Annotated in this window: 17 protein-coding genes; 4 read left to right on the top strand and 13 right to left on the bottom strand. The window is 67.5% G+C overall.

Annotated features, from left to right (window positions below; genetic code table 11):
* Positions 1 to 27 precede the first annotated feature (27 nt).
* The 7 genes from DK842_RS13185 to hemE form a co-directional block, all read right to left on the bottom strand.
* On the bottom strand, positions 28 to 1032 hold the full coding sequence (locus DK842_RS13185; RefSeq protein WP_114061848.1) for an NAD(P)H-dependent glycerol-3-phosphate dehydrogenase: 1005 nt from the start codon (positions 1030 to 1032) through the stop codon (positions 28 to 30).
* Positions 1033 to 1041: 9 nt separating this feature from the next.
* A complete protein-coding gene (locus DK842_RS13180) occupies positions 1042 to 1485 on the bottom strand; it encodes an SH3 domain-containing protein (protein ID WP_114061847.1) in 444 nt (147 codons plus the stop codon).
* Between the two features lie 8 nt (positions 1486 to 1493).
* Entirely contained in the window at positions 1494 to 1943 is a 450-nt protein-coding gene (secB, locus tag DK842_RS13175) for a protein-export chaperone SecB (RefSeq protein ID WP_114061846.1), read from the bottom strand.
* A 110-nt stretch (positions 1944 to 2053) separates the two neighbouring features.
* Positions 2054 to 2311, bottom strand: coding sequence for a glutaredoxin 3 (gene grxC / locus DK842_RS13170; RefSeq protein WP_114061845.1), 258 nt, complete (start codon positions 2309 to 2311; stop codon positions 2054 to 2056).
* Positions 2312 to 2361: 50 nt separating this feature from the next.
* The gene (gene dacB, locus DK842_RS13165; protein ID WP_114061844.1) at positions 2362 to 3753 is read right to left on the bottom strand and encodes a D-alanyl-D-alanine carboxypeptidase/D-alanyl-D-alanine endopeptidase; all 1392 of its coding nucleotides are present in this window, start codon (positions 3751 to 3753) and stop codon (positions 2362 to 2364) included.
* An 11-nt stretch (positions 3754 to 3764) separates the two neighbouring features.
* Complete coding sequence (locus DK842_RS13160; protein ID WP_114061843.1) at positions 3765 to 5948, bottom strand: primosomal protein N'; 2184 nt, start codon at positions 5946 to 5948, stop codon at positions 3765 to 3767.
* Positions 5949 to 6456: 508 nt separating this feature from the next.
* Positions 6457 to 7524 carry a uroporphyrinogen decarboxylase gene (gene hemE, locus DK842_RS13155; protein ID WP_114061842.1) on the bottom strand — a complete coding sequence of 356 codons (1068 nt, stop codon included), beginning with the start codon at positions 7522 to 7524 and terminating at the stop codon, positions 6457 to 6459.
* Positions 7525 to 7680: 156 nt separating this feature from the next.
* Here hemE and fumC point away from each other — a divergent pair, with 156 nt between their 5' ends.
* Entirely contained in the window at positions 7681 to 9063 is a 1383-nt protein-coding gene (fumC, locus tag DK842_RS13150) for a class II fumarate hydratase (protein ID WP_114061841.1), read from the top strand.
* Positions 9064 to 9069: 6 nt separating this feature from the next.
* Here the strand turns inward: fumC and DK842_RS13145 are convergent, their stop codons facing one another.
* The 4 genes from DK842_RS13145 to DK842_RS13130 all read right to left on the bottom strand — a co-directional run bounded on the left by DK842_RS13145 (position 9070) and on the right by DK842_RS13130 (position 11993).
* Complete coding sequence (locus tag DK842_RS13145; RefSeq protein WP_198414537.1) at positions 9070 to 9921, bottom strand: hypothetical protein; 852 nt, start codon at positions 9919 to 9921, stop codon at positions 9070 to 9072.
* A gap of 37 nt (positions 9922 to 9958) precedes the next feature.
* A complete protein-coding gene (locus tag DK842_RS13140; protein ID WP_114061840.1) occupies positions 9959 to 10486 on the bottom strand; it encodes a chromate transporter in 528 nt (175 codons plus the stop codon).
* On the bottom strand, positions 10483 to 11040 hold the full coding sequence (locus tag DK842_RS13135; RefSeq protein WP_114061839.1) for a chromate transporter: 558 nt from the start codon (positions 11038 to 11040) through the stop codon (positions 10483 to 10485). Before DK842_RS13135 ends, DK842_RS13140 begins: the two co-directional genes overlap by 4 nt.
* A 68-nt stretch (positions 11041 to 11108) precedes the next feature.
* On the bottom strand, positions 11109 to 11993 hold the full coding sequence (locus tag DK842_RS13130) for a LysR family transcriptional regulator (RefSeq protein ID WP_114061838.1): 885 nt from the start codon (positions 11991 to 11993) through the stop codon (positions 11109 to 11111).
* A gap of 104 nt (positions 11994 to 12097) precedes the next feature.
* On the opposite strand from DK842_RS13130, the gene DK842_RS13125 reads away from it, so the two are divergent.
* Positions 12098 to 12694: a short chain dehydrogenase gene (locus DK842_RS13125; protein WP_114061837.1), complete on the top strand. Its 597-nt coding sequence runs from the start codon at positions 12098 to 12100 to the stop codon at positions 12692 to 12694.
* 111 nt (positions 12695 to 12805) lie between these two features.
* Positions 12806 to 13519 carry a type 2 periplasmic-binding domain-containing protein gene (locus DK842_RS13120; protein WP_114061836.1) on the top strand — a complete coding sequence of 238 codons (714 nt, stop codon included), beginning with the start codon at positions 12806 to 12808 and terminating at the stop codon, positions 13517 to 13519.
* 60 nt (positions 13520 to 13579) lie between these two features.
* On the opposite strand, the gene parE is transcribed toward DK842_RS13120, so the two are convergent.
* Both parE and DK842_RS13110 read right to left on the bottom strand, forming a co-directional pair.
* Positions 13580 to 15547 carry a DNA topoisomerase IV subunit B gene (gene parE, locus DK842_RS13115; protein ID WP_114061835.1) on the bottom strand — a complete coding sequence of 656 codons (1968 nt, stop codon included), beginning with the start codon at positions 15545 to 15547 and terminating at the stop codon, positions 13580 to 13582.
* A 114-nt stretch (positions 15548 to 15661) separates the two neighbouring features.
* A complete protein-coding gene (locus DK842_RS13110; protein ID WP_114061834.1) occupies positions 15662 to 16186 on the bottom strand; it encodes an RNA pyrophosphohydrolase in 525 nt (174 codons plus the stop codon).
* A gap of 184 nt (positions 16187 to 16370) precedes the next feature.
* Between DK842_RS13110 and pssA the strand changes: the two genes are divergently transcribed.
* Positions 16371 to 17714: a CDP-diacylglycerol--serine O-phosphatidyltransferase gene (pssA, locus tag DK842_RS13105; RefSeq protein WP_114061833.1), complete on the top strand. Its 1344-nt coding sequence runs from the start codon at positions 16371 to 16373 to the stop codon at positions 17712 to 17714.
* Positions 17715 to 17782: the final 68 nt, after the last annotated feature.

The raw sequence follows: 17782 nt of genomic DNA, 5'->3' as shown, positions 1-17782 counted from the left end.
GAGGCGGCCATGCAGTCTGCCTGCGGCTTACTCCAGCTCTACGCCGGATTCAGACTTGGGCGAGCGGCTAAGCAAGCCGTCCACCACTTGCCTGGGATCGTGCCCCTGGTACAGCAGGCCGCACACCGCGGCGGTGATCGGCATGTCCACCTGCAGCCGCTCGGCCATGGTCAGCACCTCGCGCGCGGTGGCCACGCCCTCGGCCACGTGGCCCAGCTCGTCCAGCGCCTGCGCCAGCGGCTTGCCCTCGGCCAGCTTCAACCCCACCTGGCGGTTGCGCGACAGCGCGCCGGTGCAGGTGAGGATCAGATCCCCCATGCCCGACAAGCCCATCATGGTTTGCGGGCTGGCGCCCAGCGCCATCGCGAGGCGGGTGATCTCGGCCAGGCCGCGCGTGATCAGCGCCGCGCGCGCGTTCAGACCGCAGCCCAGGCCGTCGGCGACGCCGGTGGCGATCGCCATCACGTTCTTCACCGCGCCACCCACTTCCACGCCCACCAGATCGTCATTGGCGTACAGCCGCAGCAGCGGGCTGTGCAGCTCGCGCGCGACGCTGGCGGCGAATTCCGCGTGGTCGGAAGCGATGGTCGCCGCGGCCGGCAGACCCTGCGCCACTTCGCGGGCGAAGCTGGGCCCGGACAGCACGCCGCACAAGTGATCGGCCGGCAACTCCTCCGCCACCACCTGGTGCGGCAACAGGCTGGAGCCGGACTCGAAGCCCTTGCACGCCCACAGCACCGGCGGCGTCGAGGCGTCCAGCGCGGTCAACGCCTTCAGCGTGGGACGCAGCCCCGCCATCGGCGTGACGATCAGCACCAGCTCGGCGTCGCGGACAGCGGCGGCGAGATCGGATGTCAGCTTCAGCCGGTCGGGAAACGGGCACTCCGGCAGGTAGCGCCGGTTCACCCTCTCCTCGCCCATCAGCCGGATCTGCTCGGCGTCGCGCGCCCACAACGTCACCTGATGGTGGCGGGCGAACGCGATCGCCAGCGCGGTGCCCCAGGCGCCCGCGCCGAGAATGGCCAGTTTCATGCCCAATCCTTACAAGCCCCAGAGGTCGGTAATACGAGCATAGCCGACGCTGCCGTCGCGGTGGCGCACCTTGGCCCATCCGGCCTGCGGCGCCTCCTGCAACTCCAGCACGCCGTCCTTGGGCACGGTGAACAGCAGCTTGCCGTCCTCGGCCGGCTTGCCGCGCACGCCGGCCTGCGGCGTCACCACCAGCAGCCAACGCTGCTTGGACAGCGCGGCGGCCGGAATCCAGGCGATGCCGCCGGTGGCATCGCGCACGCGCGCCCATTCTTTCTGGTTTTGCAGCACTTCCACCGGGTAATAACGGCTGACCGCGAACAGCTTCTTCGCGCTCAGCGAAGGCGCCTCGTACAGCGCGACGCCGGTTTCCTTGACCGACCGGAATTCCAGGGCTTGGGCGGACGGGGCCGCCAGCGCGGACGCCAGCAGCAGCGGCAGGACGAGACGCTTCATCGCTTTCCTCAGGCGTTGCCGGCTTCGGCTTGCTGGGCGCGCTGCTGCATGTACAGCGCTTCGAAATTGATCGGGGCCAGCAACACCGGCGGGAAGCCCGCGCGGTTCACGATGCTGGACACCGCTTCGCGGGCGTACGGGAACAGGATGTTCGGGCAGGCCACGCCCAGGATCGGGTCCAGGTCTTCTGCCGGGATATTGCGAATCTGGAAGATGCCGCCTTGGGCCACTTCGCACAGGAACATGGTTTTTTCCGGCAGCTTGGCGGTCACCGTGACGGTCAGGGTCACTTCGAAGAAACCGTCGTCCAGCTGTTGGCCGGCGCTGGCCAGTTGCATGTCGATTTCCGGCTGGGCCTGCTCCAGGAATACCTGCGGCGCGTTCGGCACCTCCAGAGACATGTCCTTCACATAGATTTTTTCGATGGAAAACGCCGGTTGTTGCTCTTGTTCGCTCATGTTCTTTCTCGTAATAAAGCCGCCGCATGACGGCAGAATGTTATGGATACACCGGCGGGCATCATCGCACGAAAGCCGCGCGGCGGCCAACCGCGAGAACGGCCCGCCGCTCAGTCCGCCAGCAGCGGATCCAGCTTGCCCGCCTGGCTCAGCGCCACCAGGTCGTCGCAGCCGCCGACGTGAGTGTCGCCGATGAAGATCTGCGGCACGGTGCGGCGGCCGGTCAGCGCCATCATCTTGTCGCGCGCGTCCGGATCGAGGTCGATGCGGATCTCGATGATGCCGCTGACGCCCTTGCTGGCCAACAGTTGTTTGGCGCGCACGCAATAGGGACAGACCGCGGTGGTATACATGGTTACCGGTTTCATGGTTCTCGCCTGAATAATCGAATGCCGCCGATTATAGCGGGGTTCGCCGCTCAGCGCCTTGCGCTGGATCGCATCGTCTCGGTGTTGAAGCCGCGCGCCAGGTCCGCCACCACCGCGTCCAGCGCCTTGCCGGACTCCATCGCCCGCGGGCTGTTGACGATGGCGACGATGGCCAGGCGGCGGCCGTCGGCCGCCTGCCAGTAGCCTGCCAGCGCCTTGACGTCGTTCAGCGTGCCGGTCTTCATCCGCAGCCGCGGGCCCAGATCGGCGAAGCGCTTCTTCAGCGTGCCGTCGGTGGCGGCGATCGGCAGGCTGGCAATGAATTCTCCGGCGTACGGGCCGCGCGCGGCGTCCAGCAGCACCTCGCCCAGCATCCGCGCGGTTACCCGTTCGCGCCGCGACAGGCCGGAGCCGTTCTCCAACACCAGCGCGCCGACGTCGTCCATGCCGCGATGGATCAACTCCTCGCGCAGCGCGCGCTCGGCCGCCGCCGCGGTGTCGCCGCCGCCCGCCTCCCGCCCCAAGGTCAGAAACAAGGTCCGCGCCATGGTGTTGTTGCTGTACTTGTTGATGTCGGACAGCGCCACCGCCAAGGGCTGCGACTGCCAGGACGCCAGCTCGCGCGCGTCGTCCGGCGCGCGGCCGCGCGCCGCCCGCAGCGGCCCGGTTCCGCCCAGCGCCCGCCACAGCGCGGCGAAGTCCTGGCCGGCGAACGCGTCGTGCCCCAACACGTTGACGTAGGCTCGCTGGCCATCGCAAGCCGGCGGCAGGCTGCCGGTCGCCCGCACCTGGCGGCCGTCGTTCTCGATGGAGATGAAGCGGCGCACATCGGGGCAAGGCTCATCCGGCCCCGGCTGCAGCGCGGCGCGCAATTCAACGCCGGCCAGCGGCGGGTCCAGCGCCACCCTCGGCCCTTGGCCATCGTTGAAGAAGGTCAGCCAGGCCACTTTCAGGTTCACCAGATGGGTGTCCGGCGCCACCACGAAGGCGCGGCCGGCGTCGCCGTCGAAATCGTCGGCGCCGGCCACATTGACGAAAGCGCGCTTGTCCAGCAGCAGCCGGCCGTCCAATTGGCGGATGCCCCGCAGCCGCAGGCTGTACAGCAGGCTCAACAGGTCGCCGTTGTCGAAGCGCGGATCGCCGCCGCCCAGCCAGTAGAGATCGCCCTTCAGCGCGTCGCCCTCCACCGGCGCGGCCGACAGCAGCGCGGTCTTCCAGCGATAGTCCGGCCCCAGCCGGTTCAGCGCCGCCCAGCCGGTCAGCAGCTTCATCGTCGACGCCGGATTCACCGGGGCGTCCGCCCGATGGGCGGTCGCCGGGCCGTCCCCCTCCACCGGCGCCGCCCACACCGCGATCTCGTCCGGCTTCAGGCCATGCAGATCCAGCGCCAGCGCCGGCGCGCAGGCCAGCGCCAGCAGCAGCGGCCATTTCGCGAATGCCATGTTCTTTCCTCTCATAATTCCTGCGGGTCCACGTCCAGCGACCAGCGCAAAGCGCGGCCGTGGGCCTTCGCCAGGCCGTCCAGCAGCGGCGGCAGCTGATGGAGCAGCCGGTGCAGCGCGCCGCGCTGCGGCGACTCCAGCACCAGCTGCGCGCGTTCGCGCTGGGCCAGCCGCGCCATCAAGGCAGGCGCCGGGCCGGAAATCAGCACCCTCTCGGCCAACGGCTCCATCGCCTCGCGCGCCTGGCGCAGGAAGGCGGCGGCCCGGGCCAGCTCTGGGCTGTCGGCGCGCAACAGCGCCTGGAAAGTGGACGGCGGGAAGCCGGCCTGGCGGCGCTCGTTCAGCAGCGCTGCCGCGTAGCCGTCGAAATCGTGGGCCACCAGCGCGTGGTACAGCGGGTGGTCCGGCCATTGCGTCTGGATCAGCACCTCGCCCGGCGCGTCGGCGCGGCCGGCCCGGCCGGCCACCTGCATCAGCTGCGCGAACAGACGCTCCGAGGCGCGGAAATCGGCCGAGTACAAGCCGCCGTCCGCGCCCAGCGCCGCCACCAGCGACAAGGTGCCGAAATCGTGGCCCTTGGCCAGCATCTGGGTGCCGACCAGGATGTCCACCTCTCCGCCGTGCACCTTGCGGTAAACCTCGTCCCAGGCGTCCTTGCGGCTGGTGGTGTCGCGGTCTATCCGCAGCACCCTGGCTTCCGGCAGCATGCGCTGCAGCGCCGACTCCAGCCGCTGCGTGCCCTCGCCCAGCGGTTTGATGTCCGGATCGCCGCAGTCCGGGCAGGCGCGCGGCACCGGCTCCTCCCAGCCGCAGTGGTGGCAGCGCAGCTTGCGCTCCATCAGGTGCACCACCAGTTTGGCCGAGCAATGCGGGCAGCCGCTGGTCCAGCCGCAGGCGGTGCAGGCGACCACCGGCGCGAAGCCGCGGCGGTTGATGAACACCAGGCTCATCTCCTTGCGCGCGAGCCTGGCCTTCAGCGCGTCCAGCACCGCTTCGGACAGGCCTTCGGCCAGCTTCTTGCGCCGCGTGTCCACCAGCCGCACGTCCGGCAGCCTGGCCGCGCCGTGGGCGCGACGGGTCAGCGCCAGCTTCTTGTAGCGGCCGGCCTCGACATTGGCCACCGTCTCCAGGCTGGGCGTGGCAGACCCCAGCACGATGGCGATGCCGGCGCGGCGCGCGCGCCACACCGCCAGATCGCGGGCGTGGTAGCGCAGGCCATCCTGCTGCTTGAACGAGCCGTCGTGCTCCTCGTCCACCACGATCAGCCCCAGCCGCGGCAAGGGCGTGAACACCGACAAGCGGGTGCCGATCACCACGTCGGCGTCGCCGTGCCAGGCGTCCAGCCAGCCATGCATGCGCTCGCCGTCGGCCAGGTGGCTGTGCTGGACCACGATGCGGCTGTCGGGAAAACGGTCGGCGAAGCGATTGATCAGTTGCGGCGTCAGATTGATTTCCGGCACCAGCACCAGCGTCTGCCGCTTTTCGGCCAGCCGCTCGGCGATCAGCCGCAGGTAAACCTCGGTCTTGCCGCTGCCGGTGACCCCGTGCAGCAGCCAGGGCTGGAAGCCTTCGCTCGCCGAAAGCGCGGCCAGCGCCGCGCCCTGCTCTTCGTTCAGCGCCGGCGCGCGCCCCAGCCGCAGCGGCGGGCGCTCCGGCGTCGTACGCTCGGCCTTGCCTTCGGCCAGCCAATCGGCCAACAGCTTGCCGGCCTGCGGCGTCGCCGCCTTGGCCTCGGCCAGGCTCAGCGGGCCATCTTGCAGTGCTTGCCACAGCGCGAGACGTGCTTTCTGCCGCGCCGGCGGCGGCTCGCCCAGGCCGGCGGCGGTCAGCGCGAAGGGGCGGCGGTCGGGACGGACCACGTCGCGCGGCTCGCGCAGGCCGGTGGGCAAGGCGGTGAACAGCGTCTGGCCCAGCGGGTGGTGGTAGTAGTCGGACGCAAAGCGCGCCAACGCCAGGAATTCTTCCGGCAGCGGCGGCAGCCCATCCAACACGCTGTCTATGCACCGCAACTTGGCGGAATCGATCTCCTCCACACCCTCCCCGGGTATCGGCGTGACCACGACGCCACACATGCGGCGATTGCCGAAAAAAACGCTCACTCGCGCCCCCGGCATGACGGGCGATTCAGTCAGGTAGCTGAACGTACCCCCCAAGGGGACGTCCACCGCCACCTGAACCCGTACCGTCCCGTTCATCTTTTCTCCTCTCCGGGTGCAAATCCTGCTGCGACAAGGCTTTGCCTCCGCTGTGCACAGATCTTGTGGATAACTTTGTGAACAACCAGGGTGATAGCGGGCAAAAAGCCATGAAATCAGTGTTTCCACTAGATTGCACAAAAATTAATCAGATGTAAATTTCTTTATTTTTCAAAGGCTTACGAATATTGATTTTTTTTGCCTCGCGCGCTTGACAAGGTTTCGCCCAAGGTCTAGGCCGTGTGCATAACTCGCGGATCACCAGCCCCGCCAGCTGTCAACCCGCACGATTCGCACAAGAAACATCAGTATTGTCGCTAGGCGCAAATACGCAACGCGAACGATGGAAAGCGGGTTTATACCCCCTCGGCCCAAGTGATGGGCCTTGCGCCGATAATTTAATAAAACCTTAAAAAATCAGCATCTTTTCATCACGACAGCCGCAATCAAGCGTTCCAATGCACCGACATGGGGCAGCGCGGCCAAGCGACTGCCCCAAGAAATGGCATCAAACCGAGCCGTGATATTCGCGCGACAAACGGTGGACCGCGTCCACCAGCGCGCCAGCGTGGGCGGGGTCCGCGTATTGGGAAATGCCGTGGCCCAGATTGAACACGTGGCCGCTGCCCTGGCCGTAGCTGGCCAGGATGCGAGCCACTTCGCGCTCGATGGCCGCCGGTTCGGCGAACAAGGCGTTGGGATCGAAATTACCCTGCAACGCCACCTTGGCGCCGACGCGCGCGCGCGCCTGGCCGATGTCGGTAGTCCAGTCCAGGCCCACGCAATCGGCGCCGATGGCGGCGATGTCTTCCAGCCATTGGCCGCCGCCCTTGGTGAACACGATCACCGGCACCCTGCGGCCGTCGGCCTCGCGCTTGAGGCCGGCGACGATGCGCTGCATGTAGGCGAGAGAGAATTCGCGATAGGCGGCATGGCTGAGCGCGCCGCCCCAGGTGTCGAAAATCTGCACCGCCTGCGCGCCGGCATCGATCTGGGCGTTCAGGTAGGCGATCACCGACTGGGTGTTCGCCTCCAGAATGTGGTGCAGCAGTTCCGGGCGGCTGTACAACATCGCCTTGACGTGGCGGAAGTCGTCGGAACCGCCGCCTTCCACCATGTAGCAGGCCAGCGTGAACGGGCTGCCGGAAAAGCCGATCAGCGGCACGCGGCCATCCAGCGCCTTGCGGATGCTGGCCACCGCGTCGAACACGTACTGCAGCTTGCCCATGTCGGCCGGCGCCAATGCGCGGATGGCGGCCTCGTCGCGCAGCGGGCGCTGGAACTTCGGTCCCTCGCCCTCGGCGAAAAATAGGCCCAGGCCCATCGCGTCCGGCACGGTCAGGATGTCGGAAAACAGGATGGCCGCGTCCAGCGGGAAACGGTCCAGCGGCTGCAGCGTCACTTCGGTGGCGTAGTCCGGGCTGGTGCACAAGCCCATGAAGCTGCCGGCGCGCGCGCGGGTGGCGCGGTATTCCGGCAGGTAGCGTCCGGCCTGGCGCATCATCCAGATCGGGGTGTATTCGACCGGCTCCTTCAGCAGGGCCCGCAGGAAGGTATCGTTTTTCAGCTGGGTCATGGCGTCACGCGGCTATGGAAGTCAGCGCGCATTATACCCGCCGCGCGAGCGGGCGTCCCCGTCCAGCCGCCATTCCATTATCATGCCCATATCGCCCGCCGCCGTCTTCCGCGGGCCCCTCCCGCGCCGCCCGCGCATCGACAGAAAGGAAGCCGCATGACCGCCGTACGCAGCGAAACCGACAGCTTTGGCCCGATAGACGTTCCCGCCCGCGCGCTATGGGGCGCTCAGACCCAGCGCTCGCTCGCCCACTTCCGCATTTCCAGCGAAACCATGCCGCCGGAGCTGGTCCTGGCGCTGGCGCGGGTCAAGCGCGCCTGCGCCGAGGCCAACCGCGAGCTGGGCAAGCTCGACGACGCCAAGGCCGCCGCCATCATCGGCGCCGCCGACGAGGTGCTGGCCGGCCGTCACGACGGCGAATTCCCGCTATCGATCTGGCAGACCGGCTCTGGCACCCAGAGCAATATGAATATGAACGAGGTGCTGGCCAACCGCGCATCCGAACTCCTGGGCGGCGATCGCGGCCAGTCGCGGCTGGTCCACCCCAACGACGACGTCAACCGCGGTCAGTCGTCCAACGACATCTTCCCCACCGCGATGCACGTCGCCGCAGCGACGCAGCTGGCCGAGCGGCTGCTGCCGTCGCTGGGACAGCTGCGGCGCGCGCTGGAAACCAAGGCCCAGGCCTTCGCCGACGTCGTCAAGATAGGCCGCACCCATCTGCAGGACGCCACGCCGCTGACGCTGGGCCAGGAGATATCCGGCTGGGCGGCGCAGCTGGAGCTGGCCGAGCAGGCCGTCGCCGCCGCATTGCCCATGCTGTGCCAGCTGGCGGTGGGAGGCACCGCGGTAGGCACCGGCCTCAATACCGATCCGCGCTTCGGCGCCGCCGCTTCGGCGCGGCTGGCGGAACAATGCAACCTGCCCTTCGCCAGCGCCGACAACAAATTCGCCGCGCTGGCCGGCCATGAGCCGCTGCTGTTCGCCCACGGCGCGCTGAAAACGCTGGCCGCCGCGCTGATGAAGATAGCCAACGACATCCGCTGGCTGGCGTCCGGCCCGCGCAGCGGCTTGGGCGAGCTGTCGCTGCCGGAAAACGAGCCGGGCAGCTCCATCATGCCGGGCAAGGTCAATCCCACCCAGTGCGAGGCGATGACGATGCTCTGCTGCCAGGTGCTGGGCAACGACGCGGCGCTGGCGGTCGGCGCCGCTTCCGGCAATTTCGAGCTCAATGTGTTCAAGCCCCTGATCATCCATAACTTCCTGCAAAGCGTCCGCCTGCTGGCCGACGGCATGGACAGCCTGCGCGAGCACTGCGTGGACGGCATGGAGGCCAACCGCGCGCGCATCGCCGAGCTGATGGAACGCTCGCTGATGCTGGTCACCGCGCTGAATCCGCACATCGGCTACGACAAGGCCGCCGCCATCGCCAAGCACGCCCACCATCATGGCCTGACGCTGCGCGAGGCGGCGCTGGCGCTGGGACATGTCAGCGCCGAGCAGTTCGACGCCTGGGTGCGGGCGGAAGAGATGGTGTGACGCGGATCAGGGTCGGAACCACAACTCGCGCCGCGACAGCGGCGTGGCCTCCGGCAGCAGCGGGTTGGGCAGCTCGATGATGACGCGGCCGGACAAGCCCAGCCCGCGCAGATGTTCGTCGTTGAAGGCGTGGAAGACCTGGTCGAAACTGCCGTCGGCCACGCTCTTCTCCAGCCCCTGGCGCAACATGCCGGCCAGCTCGGGCCGTCGCGGCGCGACGAAGAAGTAGAAGGCGGTGGGATAGTGAAGCAACAGCCTGGGCTCCAGCATCAGCCCCTTGCTGTTGGGCGACGCCAGCTCCTGCCTGACCTCGATCACGCTGCGCGGAAAGTAGTCGTAGCGATGCTGGCGCAGCATGGAGAACAGATTGGGATAATCGGGGCTGGTCACCACCGGCAAGCCCGCCTGGCGCAAAATCCAGGTGTCCGGCCAGTCCTGGCCCTGTCCGGCGCGGAAAGCGGCCAGCTGTTGCCGGGTTTTCACGCCCTGGAGCAGCCGCGGCCTGTCGGCGCTGATCAGCGGCACCCGCCAGCCGATCAACCCCTTGTCCAGAGGGATGCGCACCGCCAGCAGCCGCTGCTCCCGCTCGCGGCTGGTCATGCCCCAGAACAGATCGACTCCGGCGTCGCCCCGGATCATCTGCTCCATCGCGCGGCCCTGGTTCATGTCGCGGGCGGCGGCCAGCTCGCAGCGCCGGCCCATCTGGCTGCACGCCAGCTGCAGCAGCGCCTGCATGTACGGCCAGTGCGGGTCGTCGTCGCCGGACACCAGCGCGTAATGGATGCTCATGGCCTCCGGCTGCGCGCGGGCGGCGCCGCACAGCGCGCATAGCAGGCACCACCACAGCGCTTTCCTCATGATCGGCCCCTTGTCGTACCGATATTATGGCAAGCGATCACAACCAGCCCAAGCCGCCGGCGACGCCCCCCGCCGCGCCACCCAGCAGCAGCAGCCATACCGGGTTCCAGTTGCGCCGCCAGGCCAGCAGCGCCACCAGCATGCTCAGCGCCCAGCCGGCCAGCTCGCGGTTGGCCGCCTGCAGCAGCAGGCAGGCGCTGGCGCCCACCAGTCCCACGGTCAGCGGCAGCAACGCGCGCGACAGCAGCCTGGCCAGCACGCCGCCCTGGTTGGCCGACCACCAGCGCGACACGTAAAAGCTCAGCAGCGACGAGGGCAGGCACATGCCCAGCATGCTGACCAGCGCGCCCGCCACCCCGGCCACCTGCCAGCCCACCAGGCTGACCACCAGCACATTGGGGCCGGGCGCCGCCTGGGCGATGGCGAACAGCTCGGCGAACTGGCCCGCGCTCATCCAGCCCTCGGCCACCACCAGCCGCTGCAGCTCCGGCAGCAACACGTTGGCGCCGCCCACCGCCAGCAACGACATCAGGCTGAAATGCCACAGCAGCACCAGCAGGATCATTCCGCCCCCCTTTCTCGGCTGAGCCAGGCCAGGAGCAAGGCCAGCGGGACCGCCCCCAGCAACACCCACAGCAGCGGCAGCCGAAACACCGCGATGGCGGCGAACGTGGCTCCCACCACGCACCCCGTCCAGGCGCGCCGCTCCAGCCGGGACAGCAGGCGCAGCGCCATCGCCAGCAGCAAGCCGGCCGCCGCCGCCGCCAAGCCGTGCATCACGTGTTCGACCAGCGGCAACTGCCGGTAGCGGCCATAGACGGACGCCAGCAGCAGCACGATAGCCATCGGCGCCAGCAGCAAGCCGCACACAGCCGCCAGCGCGCCGGACGGTCCATGGAAGCGCGCGCCGATCGACACCGCCATATTGACGATATTGGGACCGGGCAAGACCTGACACAGGCCCAGTTGCTCGGCGAAATCGGCCTCCGAAAGCCAGCCCCGGCGCAGCACCAGCATGCTGTGCGCCTGCGGCAGCACACCGCCGAAACCGCTGACGCCGATGGAGAAGAAGCCGGCGAACAGCTCGCGCCGGCTGGGTAAGATCAGATCGCTATTCATGCCTTGACACTACTCTCTGGCATCGGACGGTACAAACGAGAATTTCTGACAGGGGCGGTCACCTCCGCTCACAGCGCGCCCAGCCGCTCGACGATGAAGGCGGAAAATGCCCGCAGCTTGGGCAGCGGCTGGCGGTCCGCAGGATAGATCAGGTGCATGGGCTTGGGGTCCGGCAGGTAGCCTTCCAGCAGCGACGCCAGCCGCCCCGCGGCCACATCCTCGGCCAGCAGCGCCTCCGCCTGCAGCGCGATGCCCGCTCCGGCCAGCGCCAGCTGGCGCAACGCCTGTCCCTGGTTGCATTGAAAACGGCTGGCCTGGATCTGGACCCCATGCCGGCGCGCCAAGGCCTCCCAGCCGTCATCGCGCCGCCAGCGGCTGAAGCCCAGGCAGTCGTGGCCGGCCAGGTCGGCCGGCGACTCGGGCCGGCCGCGCCGGGCAAGATAGTCCGGCGACGCGGCGATCATCATCCGGTAAGGCCGCAGCCGCCTCGCTACCAGGCCGGAATCGGCCAGATGGCCGATGCGGAACACCGCGTCGTAGCCGTCGGCCACCAGATCCGCCAACTGATCCGACAGCTCCAGCTCGACGCCTATCTCCGGGTAAAGCGCCATGAACTCCGCCAGCAGGGGCGCCAGCCGCAGCGTGCCGAACGTCACCGAGGCATTGACCCGCAGCACGCCGCGCGGCTGCTCGCGCAGCAAGGCGGCGGCATCCTCGGCGGCGGCCAGCTCGGCCAGTATCGCCCGACATCGCTGATAGTAGTGCCGCCCCAGCTCGGTCAGTTGCTGGCGGCGGGTAGTCCGCACCAGCAGCTTGCCGCCCAGCCGCGCCTCCAGCGCGGCGATGTGCTTGCCCACCATGGGCTGCGACAACCGATAAGCGTCGGCGGCGGCGGTGAAGCTGCCCTTCTCCACCACCACGACGAATAATTCCATGCTGAGCAGGCGATCCACCGATTAAAAACTCCAGGTTATCAATCTTGTTCATCATAGCGGATTAATCAATCCAGGGAATCCGCGCACACTGCAGACATCGCAACCCGCAATGGAGAACTCCCATGAAAATCCTGCTCGTCGGCGCCAGCGGCACGCTGGGCCAAGCCGTCCGCCAAGCCCTGTCCCGCCATCAAATCCTCGCCGCCGGCCGCAACAGCGGCGACCTGCACGTCGACATCACCGACAGCGCCAGCGTGCGGCGAATGTTTGAACAGGCGGGACGGCTGGACGCCATCGTCAGCGCTACCGGCAGCCTGCACTTCGGCCCTCTGGCCGAGATGAGCGCCGCCGACTTCCGCATCGGCCTGAACGACAAGCTGCTGGGCCAGATCGACCTGGCGCTGACCGGCCAGCACTATCTGAACGATGGCGGATCGATCACGCTGACCAGCGGCATCATCAGCGCCCAGCCCATCCGCCACGGCGCCAACGCCACCGCGGTCAACCGCGCGCTGGAAGGCTTCGCCGCGGCCGCCGCGCTGGAGCTGGGCCGCGACCGCCGCATCAACGTGGTCAGCCCCAACGCGCTGCAGGAATCGTGGGGCGGCTACGCGCCCTACTTCCCGGGCTTCGAGCCGGTGCCGGCGGCGCGCGCCGCGCTAGCCTACGTTCGCAGCGTGGAAGGCATCGCCAACGGCCAGACGCTGACGGTGTGGTGAATCCTCAGGCTGGCCGCATCTGAAGAGGCCGCCGCGAGAGCCGCATGCCGCCCCCAACGCCCGTCCGCGCCGGGCCTATACTGCATCAGCCGCCATGCAGGGGAAGCCTCGATGAAATCCATCCTGTGGGGCGGGCTGGCGCTGTTGCTGTGCCTGCCCGCCGCCCGCGCAGAACCGATCCCCGCGTCCAGCCAGGCGATAGAGCCCTGGGGCGATCCCGCCACCGGCGACGGGCTGACGCCGCGCTACCTGCGCTGGCTGGCGGATCAAAGCGGCCTGCAGCTGACTCAGGACACTCGCCCGCTCCCCCGGCTGGTGGAGGAGCTGAAGAGCGGCCGCGACGCGCTGGCGCTGATTACCGCGTCCCCGGAGCGCGACGCCTTCGGCCTGGAGCTGTGCCGTCCCACCGACATCCGCCTGTCAGTGATCCATCGCAGCGCCCCCCATGCGCTGCGAGTCGAGGATTTGAAACAACGCCCGGTCGGCATTCTGCGCGGCACCCACACGCTGGACGCCTTCATCGCGCGCAGCGGCGCCGAGCGGGTTCTGGTGGCCGACATGCGCCAGGGCATGGGCATGCTGCGCATCGGCCGGCTGGACGCGATGATGTGCGTGCGCCCCGGCTGCGGCCGCGTGCTGCGCGAAGTGTCGCGACCGTCCGACAATTGGTCGGAACTGGCGATCAGCCGCGAACCGATGGCGGTCTACGTCTCGCGCGCCCATCCGCTGGCCCGCGACGCGGCGGCGCTGGCGCGGCTGCAAGCCGCCTGCCTGTCGCCGCAAGGCCGCGCCAAGATGGCGGAATTGCTGGCCCTCTACGACTAGCCATGAAAAACCCCGCGGCCAGCACTGGCGGCGGGGTGGCGGAAACGGAAAGCGGATGGATCAGATATCCGCTTCTACCTCGTTGCCCTTGGCTTCCATCCAGCCGCGGCGGCTGGACGCCTCGCCCTTGCCCATCAGCATCACGAACATGTCCAGCGTCTCCTGCAGCATGCCGGGGCGCACCTGCACCCGCACCAGGCGGCGCGTGTCCGGGTTCATCGTGGTGTCCTTCAGCTGCTCCGGGTTCATCTCGCCCAGGCCCTTGAAGCGGGAAATGCTCCACGCGTTCTCGCGCACGCCCTCGCTGCGCAGGCGGTCCAGGATGGCGGTCATCTCGCCCTCGTCCAGCGCGTACAGCTTGCGCGGCGGCCGGGTCTTGCCCTGGCCCAGCACGTCCACGCGAAACAACGGCGGCTGGGCGATGTAGATGTTGCCGTTTTCCACCAGCCGCGGGAAATGGCGGAAGAACAGCGTCAGCAGCAGCACCTGGATGTGCGAGCCGTCCACGTCGGCGTCGGACAGGATGGCGATCTTGCCGTAGCGCTGGCCGGACAGGTCCGGCGCGTCGTTGGGGCCGTGCGGATCCACGCCGATGGCGACGGAGATGTCGTGGATTTCGGCATTGGAGAACAGCTGGTCCTTGTCGGTCTCCCAGCTGTTCAGCACCTTGCCGCGCAGCGGCAGGATGGCCTGGTATTCCTTGTCGCGCGCCAGCTTGGCCGAGCCGCCGGCGGAATCGCCTTCCACCAGGAACAGTTCGTTGCGCTCGATATCCTCGCTCTCGCAGTCGGTGAGCTTGCCAGGCAGCACGGCCACGCCGGAGCCCTTCTTCTTTTCCACCTTCTTGACGGACTTGAGGCGGCTCTGCGCCTGGCGAATGGCCAGCTCGGCGATCTTCTTGCCGGCTTCCACATGCTGGTTCAGCCACAGTTCCACCGGATCCCGCGCCAGGCCGGAAATCAGCTTCAGCGCATCGCGGCTGGTCAGCTTGTCCTTGGTCTGGCCCTGGAACTGCGGGTCCAGCACGCGGGCGGACAAGACGAAGCGCACGCGGCTCCACACGTCCTCGGCCATCAGCTTGACGCCGCGCGGCAGCAGGTTGTGGTGGTCGACGAAGCTCTTCACCGCGTCGAACACGCCGGCCCGCAGGCCGGCCTCATGGGTGCCGCCTACCGGCGTCGGAATCAGGTTGACGTAGCTCTCGCCGCTGGCGCCGTCCTCGAACCAGGCCATCGCCCACTGCGCGCCCTCGCCCTTGGCGAACTGCTCGTGGTCATCGCCGATATAGGCTTCGCCGGCGAACAGCGGCGCCACCGGCTCGTCGTCGCCGCACAGCTCGGCCAGATAGCTCTTCAGGCCTTCCGGATACTGCCACACCTTCACTTCGTCTCCGCTGGGCTTTTCCAGCGTCAGCGTCACCGCCACGCCTGGCAGCAGCACCGCCTTGGCGCGCAGCAAACGCTCCAGTTCCGGCATGGAGTAGCGCGGGCTCTCGAAATACTTGCCGTCCGGCCATACCCGTACCCGGGTGCCGCTGGTGCGCGGACCGCAGTCGCCCACTCTGGCCAGGGGCTCGATCACGTCGCCGCCGGCGAACGCCAGGCGGTGCACCCCGCCCTCGCGCCTCACCTCCACCTCCAAGCGGGTGGACAGCGCGTTGGTCACCGACACGCCGACGCCGTGCAGGCCGCCGGAGAAAGCGTAGGCGCCGCCATCCTTCTTGTTGAACTTGCCGCCGGCGTGCAGCCGGGTGAATACCAGTTCCACCACCGGCACGCCTTCTTGCGGATGCAAGCCCACCGGAATGCCGCGGCCGTCGTCCTCCACCGTCAGCGAGCCGTCCTGGTGCACGGTGACGGCGATCTTGCGCGCGAAGCCGCCCAGCGCCTCGTCGGCGGCGTTGTCTATCACTTCCTGGCAGATATGGGTGGGATCGGTGGTGCGGGTATACATGCCGGGCCGCTCTTTCACCGGCTCCAGCCCCTTCAGCACCCGTACCGAGGATTCATCGTATTGTTGTTGAGTCATGTTCTGGTCTTGCCCTGTCGGCGCTTCACGTCGACGCCGTCCTTGATGGACGGCACAAATGAAGACAGCGGGCATCGCCCGCCGTCGCTGTACTGCGAATATCCGTTCCCCCGCTCACTGCTCGCTCTGGCTGGAGGTGCGCGCCAGATAGGCGTGATGGCTCTCCACCCCGCGCAGAAAGCGCGCCAGTTCGGACAGCGCGCGCTCGTAAACGTCGTGCTTGAACTCGATCACCGCGTCCACCGGCGCCCAGTAGTCGTTCCAGCGCCAGCCATCGAACTCCGGATGGTTTGTCGCGCGCAGGCAGACGTCGCTGTCCCGCCCCACCAGCCTGAGCAGGAACCAGATCTGCTTCTGGCCCTTGTAACTGCCGCGCCACTCGCGGCGTACCCAATTCGTCGGCACCTCGTAACGCAGCCAGTCGCGCGTGCGTCCCAGTATCTTCACGTGCTGAGGCAGCAATCCCACCTCCTCCAGCAGTTCGCGGTACATCGCGGCCTCCGGGCTTTCGCCCGGCTTGATGCCGCCTTGCGGGAACTGCCAGGAATGCTCGCGCACGCGCTTGCCCCAGAACACCTCGTTCTTGGCGTTGGTGAGGATGATTCCGACGTTTGGGCGGTATCCGTCCCGGTCCAGCATGGAAAAAACCTGCAATTCGTTAGTTACCGGAATTTTTGCACATTTCGGCCCGCCTTGCCACGCGCCGCCCCCCGTCCCAAGGAAATACTGCTTGACTCAGGTCACCATGGCCGGGCGGCCACTCCCCCAAACAGGCCAAACGATGCTACGATTCGCCGATTGAACGTCATTCCACCTCGCATTCATGGCACTCCTGCTCAACCGCCCCACGCTGTCGCGTCTTCCCTGGCTCCCGCTGAAGCCGGAGGACTTCACCACCCTGCTGCAGACCGCTGATTTCCGCCTGCGGCTGCTGGAGGCGATAACGGCCGCCACGCGTCGCGTCTACATCTGCGCGCTGTATCTGGAGAACGAGGAAGCGGGTCAGGAAGTGCTGGATGCCCTGTACCAGGCCAAGCAGCGCCAACCTCAACTGGACATCCGCATCATGGTGGACTGGCATCGCGCCCAGCGCGGCCGCATCGGCGAGGATCAATCCTTATGCAATGCCAGCTGGTACCGCGCCGAAGCCGCCCGCCGCGAACTGGATATCCCGATCTACGGCGTCCCGGTGCAGACCCGCGAGCTGTTCGGCGTGCTGCACCTGAAAGGCTTCGTCGTCGACGACACCGTGTTCTACAGCGGCGCCAGCCTCAACAACGTCTACCTGCACAAGCTCGACAAATACCGCTTTGACCGCTACCACCTGCTCCGCAGTCCGGAGCTGGCCGACGCGATGGCCGGCTTCATGGCCGAGCAGTTCTTCAACGACCCGGCAGTATTCCGCCTGGACAAACCCACGCCATCCACCCGCAGCATACGCAAGGAAATCCGCCAGTTCCGCGACAAGCTGTCCCACAGCCAATATCGTCCCGACGCGCCCCGCCTCGCTTCTCAGGACGAATTGGCGGTCTGCCCGGTGGTCGGCATCGGCAAAGGCAACCGGCTCAACCGCGCAATCCTGGATGTGATCGCCAGCGCCGAGCGCCGCCTGTTCATCTGCACGCCTTATTTCAATTTTCCGCGCGCGGTAGTGCTGGAAATCAACCGCGCGCTGCGCCGCGGCGTGGAGATAGACATCGTAGTCGGCGATAAAACCGCCAACGATTTTTACATCCCGCCCGAACAACCCTTCCGCGTGATCGGCGCCCTGCCCTATCTGTACGAAGTGAATCTGCGGCGCTTCGCCAAACGCCAGCGCCAATACTTGAGCCGGGAACAGCTGCGCATCCACCTGTGGAAGGACGGCGACAATACCTATCATCTGAAAGGCATCTGGAGCGACGACCGCCTTATTCTGCTGACCGGCAACAACCTGAACCCGCGCGCCTTTCGCCTGGACCTGGAAAACGCGCTGCTGTTGCGGGACCCGCGCGGCGAGCTGCGCGCCCAAGGCGAGGCCGAACGGCAAAGCATACTGCGTCACACCTCTCAGCTAAGCCACTACCGCCAATTGGAAGACATGCGCGCCTACCCGGAACGGATCAAGAAGCTGCTTACCCGCCTGAGCCGGGTGAGAATAGACCGCATGCTCAATCTGATGCTCTAACGGCGTCGCCCTCCACGGTCTCCAGCCCCGCCTAACGCGGGGCTTTTTGCCGCCATCGGCTATCATTA

Origin of the sequence: Chromobacterium phragmitis, from assembly GCF_003325475.1 — a bacterium.
Taxonomy (GTDB): domain Bacteria; phylum Pseudomonadota; class Gammaproteobacteria; order Burkholderiales; family Chromobacteriaceae; genus Chromobacterium; species Chromobacterium phragmitis.
This window is presented reverse-complemented; position numbering and strand designations above follow the sequence as displayed.

Excerpts from the sequence above, each read along its gene's own strand:
- dacB (WP_114061844.1), bottom strand. The coding sequence starts at position 3,753 with ATGGCATTCGCGAAATGGCCGCTGCTGCTGGCGCTGGCCTGCGCGCCG.
- secB (WP_114061846.1), bottom strand. The coding sequence starts at position 1,943 with ATGAGCGAACAAGAGCAACAACCGGCGTTTTCCATCGAAAAAATCTAT.
- DK842_RS13110 (WP_114061834.1), bottom strand. The coding sequence starts at position 16,186 with ATGCTGGACCGGGACGGATACCGCCCAAACGTCGGAATCATCCTCACC.
- DK842_RS13145 (WP_198414537.1), bottom strand. The coding sequence starts at position 9,921 with ATGAGGAAAGCGCTGTGGTGGTGCCTGCTATGCGCGCTGTGCGGCGCC.
- grxC (WP_114061845.1), bottom strand. The coding sequence starts at position 2,311 with ATGAAACCGGTAACCATGTATACCACCGCGGTCTGTCCCTATTGCGTG.
- DK842_RS13160 (WP_114061843.1), bottom strand. The coding sequence starts at position 5,948 with ATGAACGGGACGGTACGGGTTCAGGTGGCGGTGGACGTCCCCTTGGGG.
- DK842_RS13135 (WP_114061839.1), bottom strand. The coding sequence starts at position 11,040 with ATGAATAGCGATCTGATCTTACCCAGCCGGCGCGAGCTGTTCGCCGGC.
- DK842_RS13185 (WP_114061848.1), bottom strand. The coding sequence starts at position 1,032 with ATGAAACTGGCCATTCTCGGCGCGGGCGCCTGGGGCACCGCGCTGGCG.
- parE (WP_114061835.1), bottom strand. The coding sequence starts at position 15,547 with ATGACTCAACAACAATACGATGAATCCTCGGTACGGGTGCTGAAGGGG.
- DK842_RS13180 (WP_114061847.1), bottom strand. The coding sequence starts at position 1,485 with ATGAAGCGTCTCGTCCTGCCGCTGCTGCTGGCGTCCGCGCTGGCGGCC.
- fumC (WP_114061841.1), top strand. The coding sequence starts at position 7,681 with ATGACCGCCGTACGCAGCGAAACCGACAGCTTTGGCCCGATAGACGTT.
- pssA (WP_114061833.1), top strand. The coding sequence starts at position 16,371 with ATGGCACTCCTGCTCAACCGCCCCACGCTGTCGCGTCTTCCCTGGCTC.
- DK842_RS13140 (WP_114061840.1), bottom strand. The coding sequence starts at position 10,486 with ATGATCCTGCTGGTGCTGCTGTGGCATTTCAGCCTGATGTCGTTGCTG.
- hemE (WP_114061842.1), bottom strand. The coding sequence starts at position 7,524 with ATGACCCAGCTGAAAAACGATACCTTCCTGCGGGCCCTGCTGAAGGAG.
- DK842_RS13120 (WP_114061836.1), top strand. The coding sequence starts at position 12,806 with ATGAAATCCATCCTGTGGGGCGGGCTGGCGCTGTTGCTGTGCCTGCCC.
- DK842_RS13125 (WP_114061837.1), top strand. The coding sequence starts at position 12,098 with ATGAAAATCCTGCTCGTCGGCGCCAGCGGCACGCTGGGCCAAGCCGTC.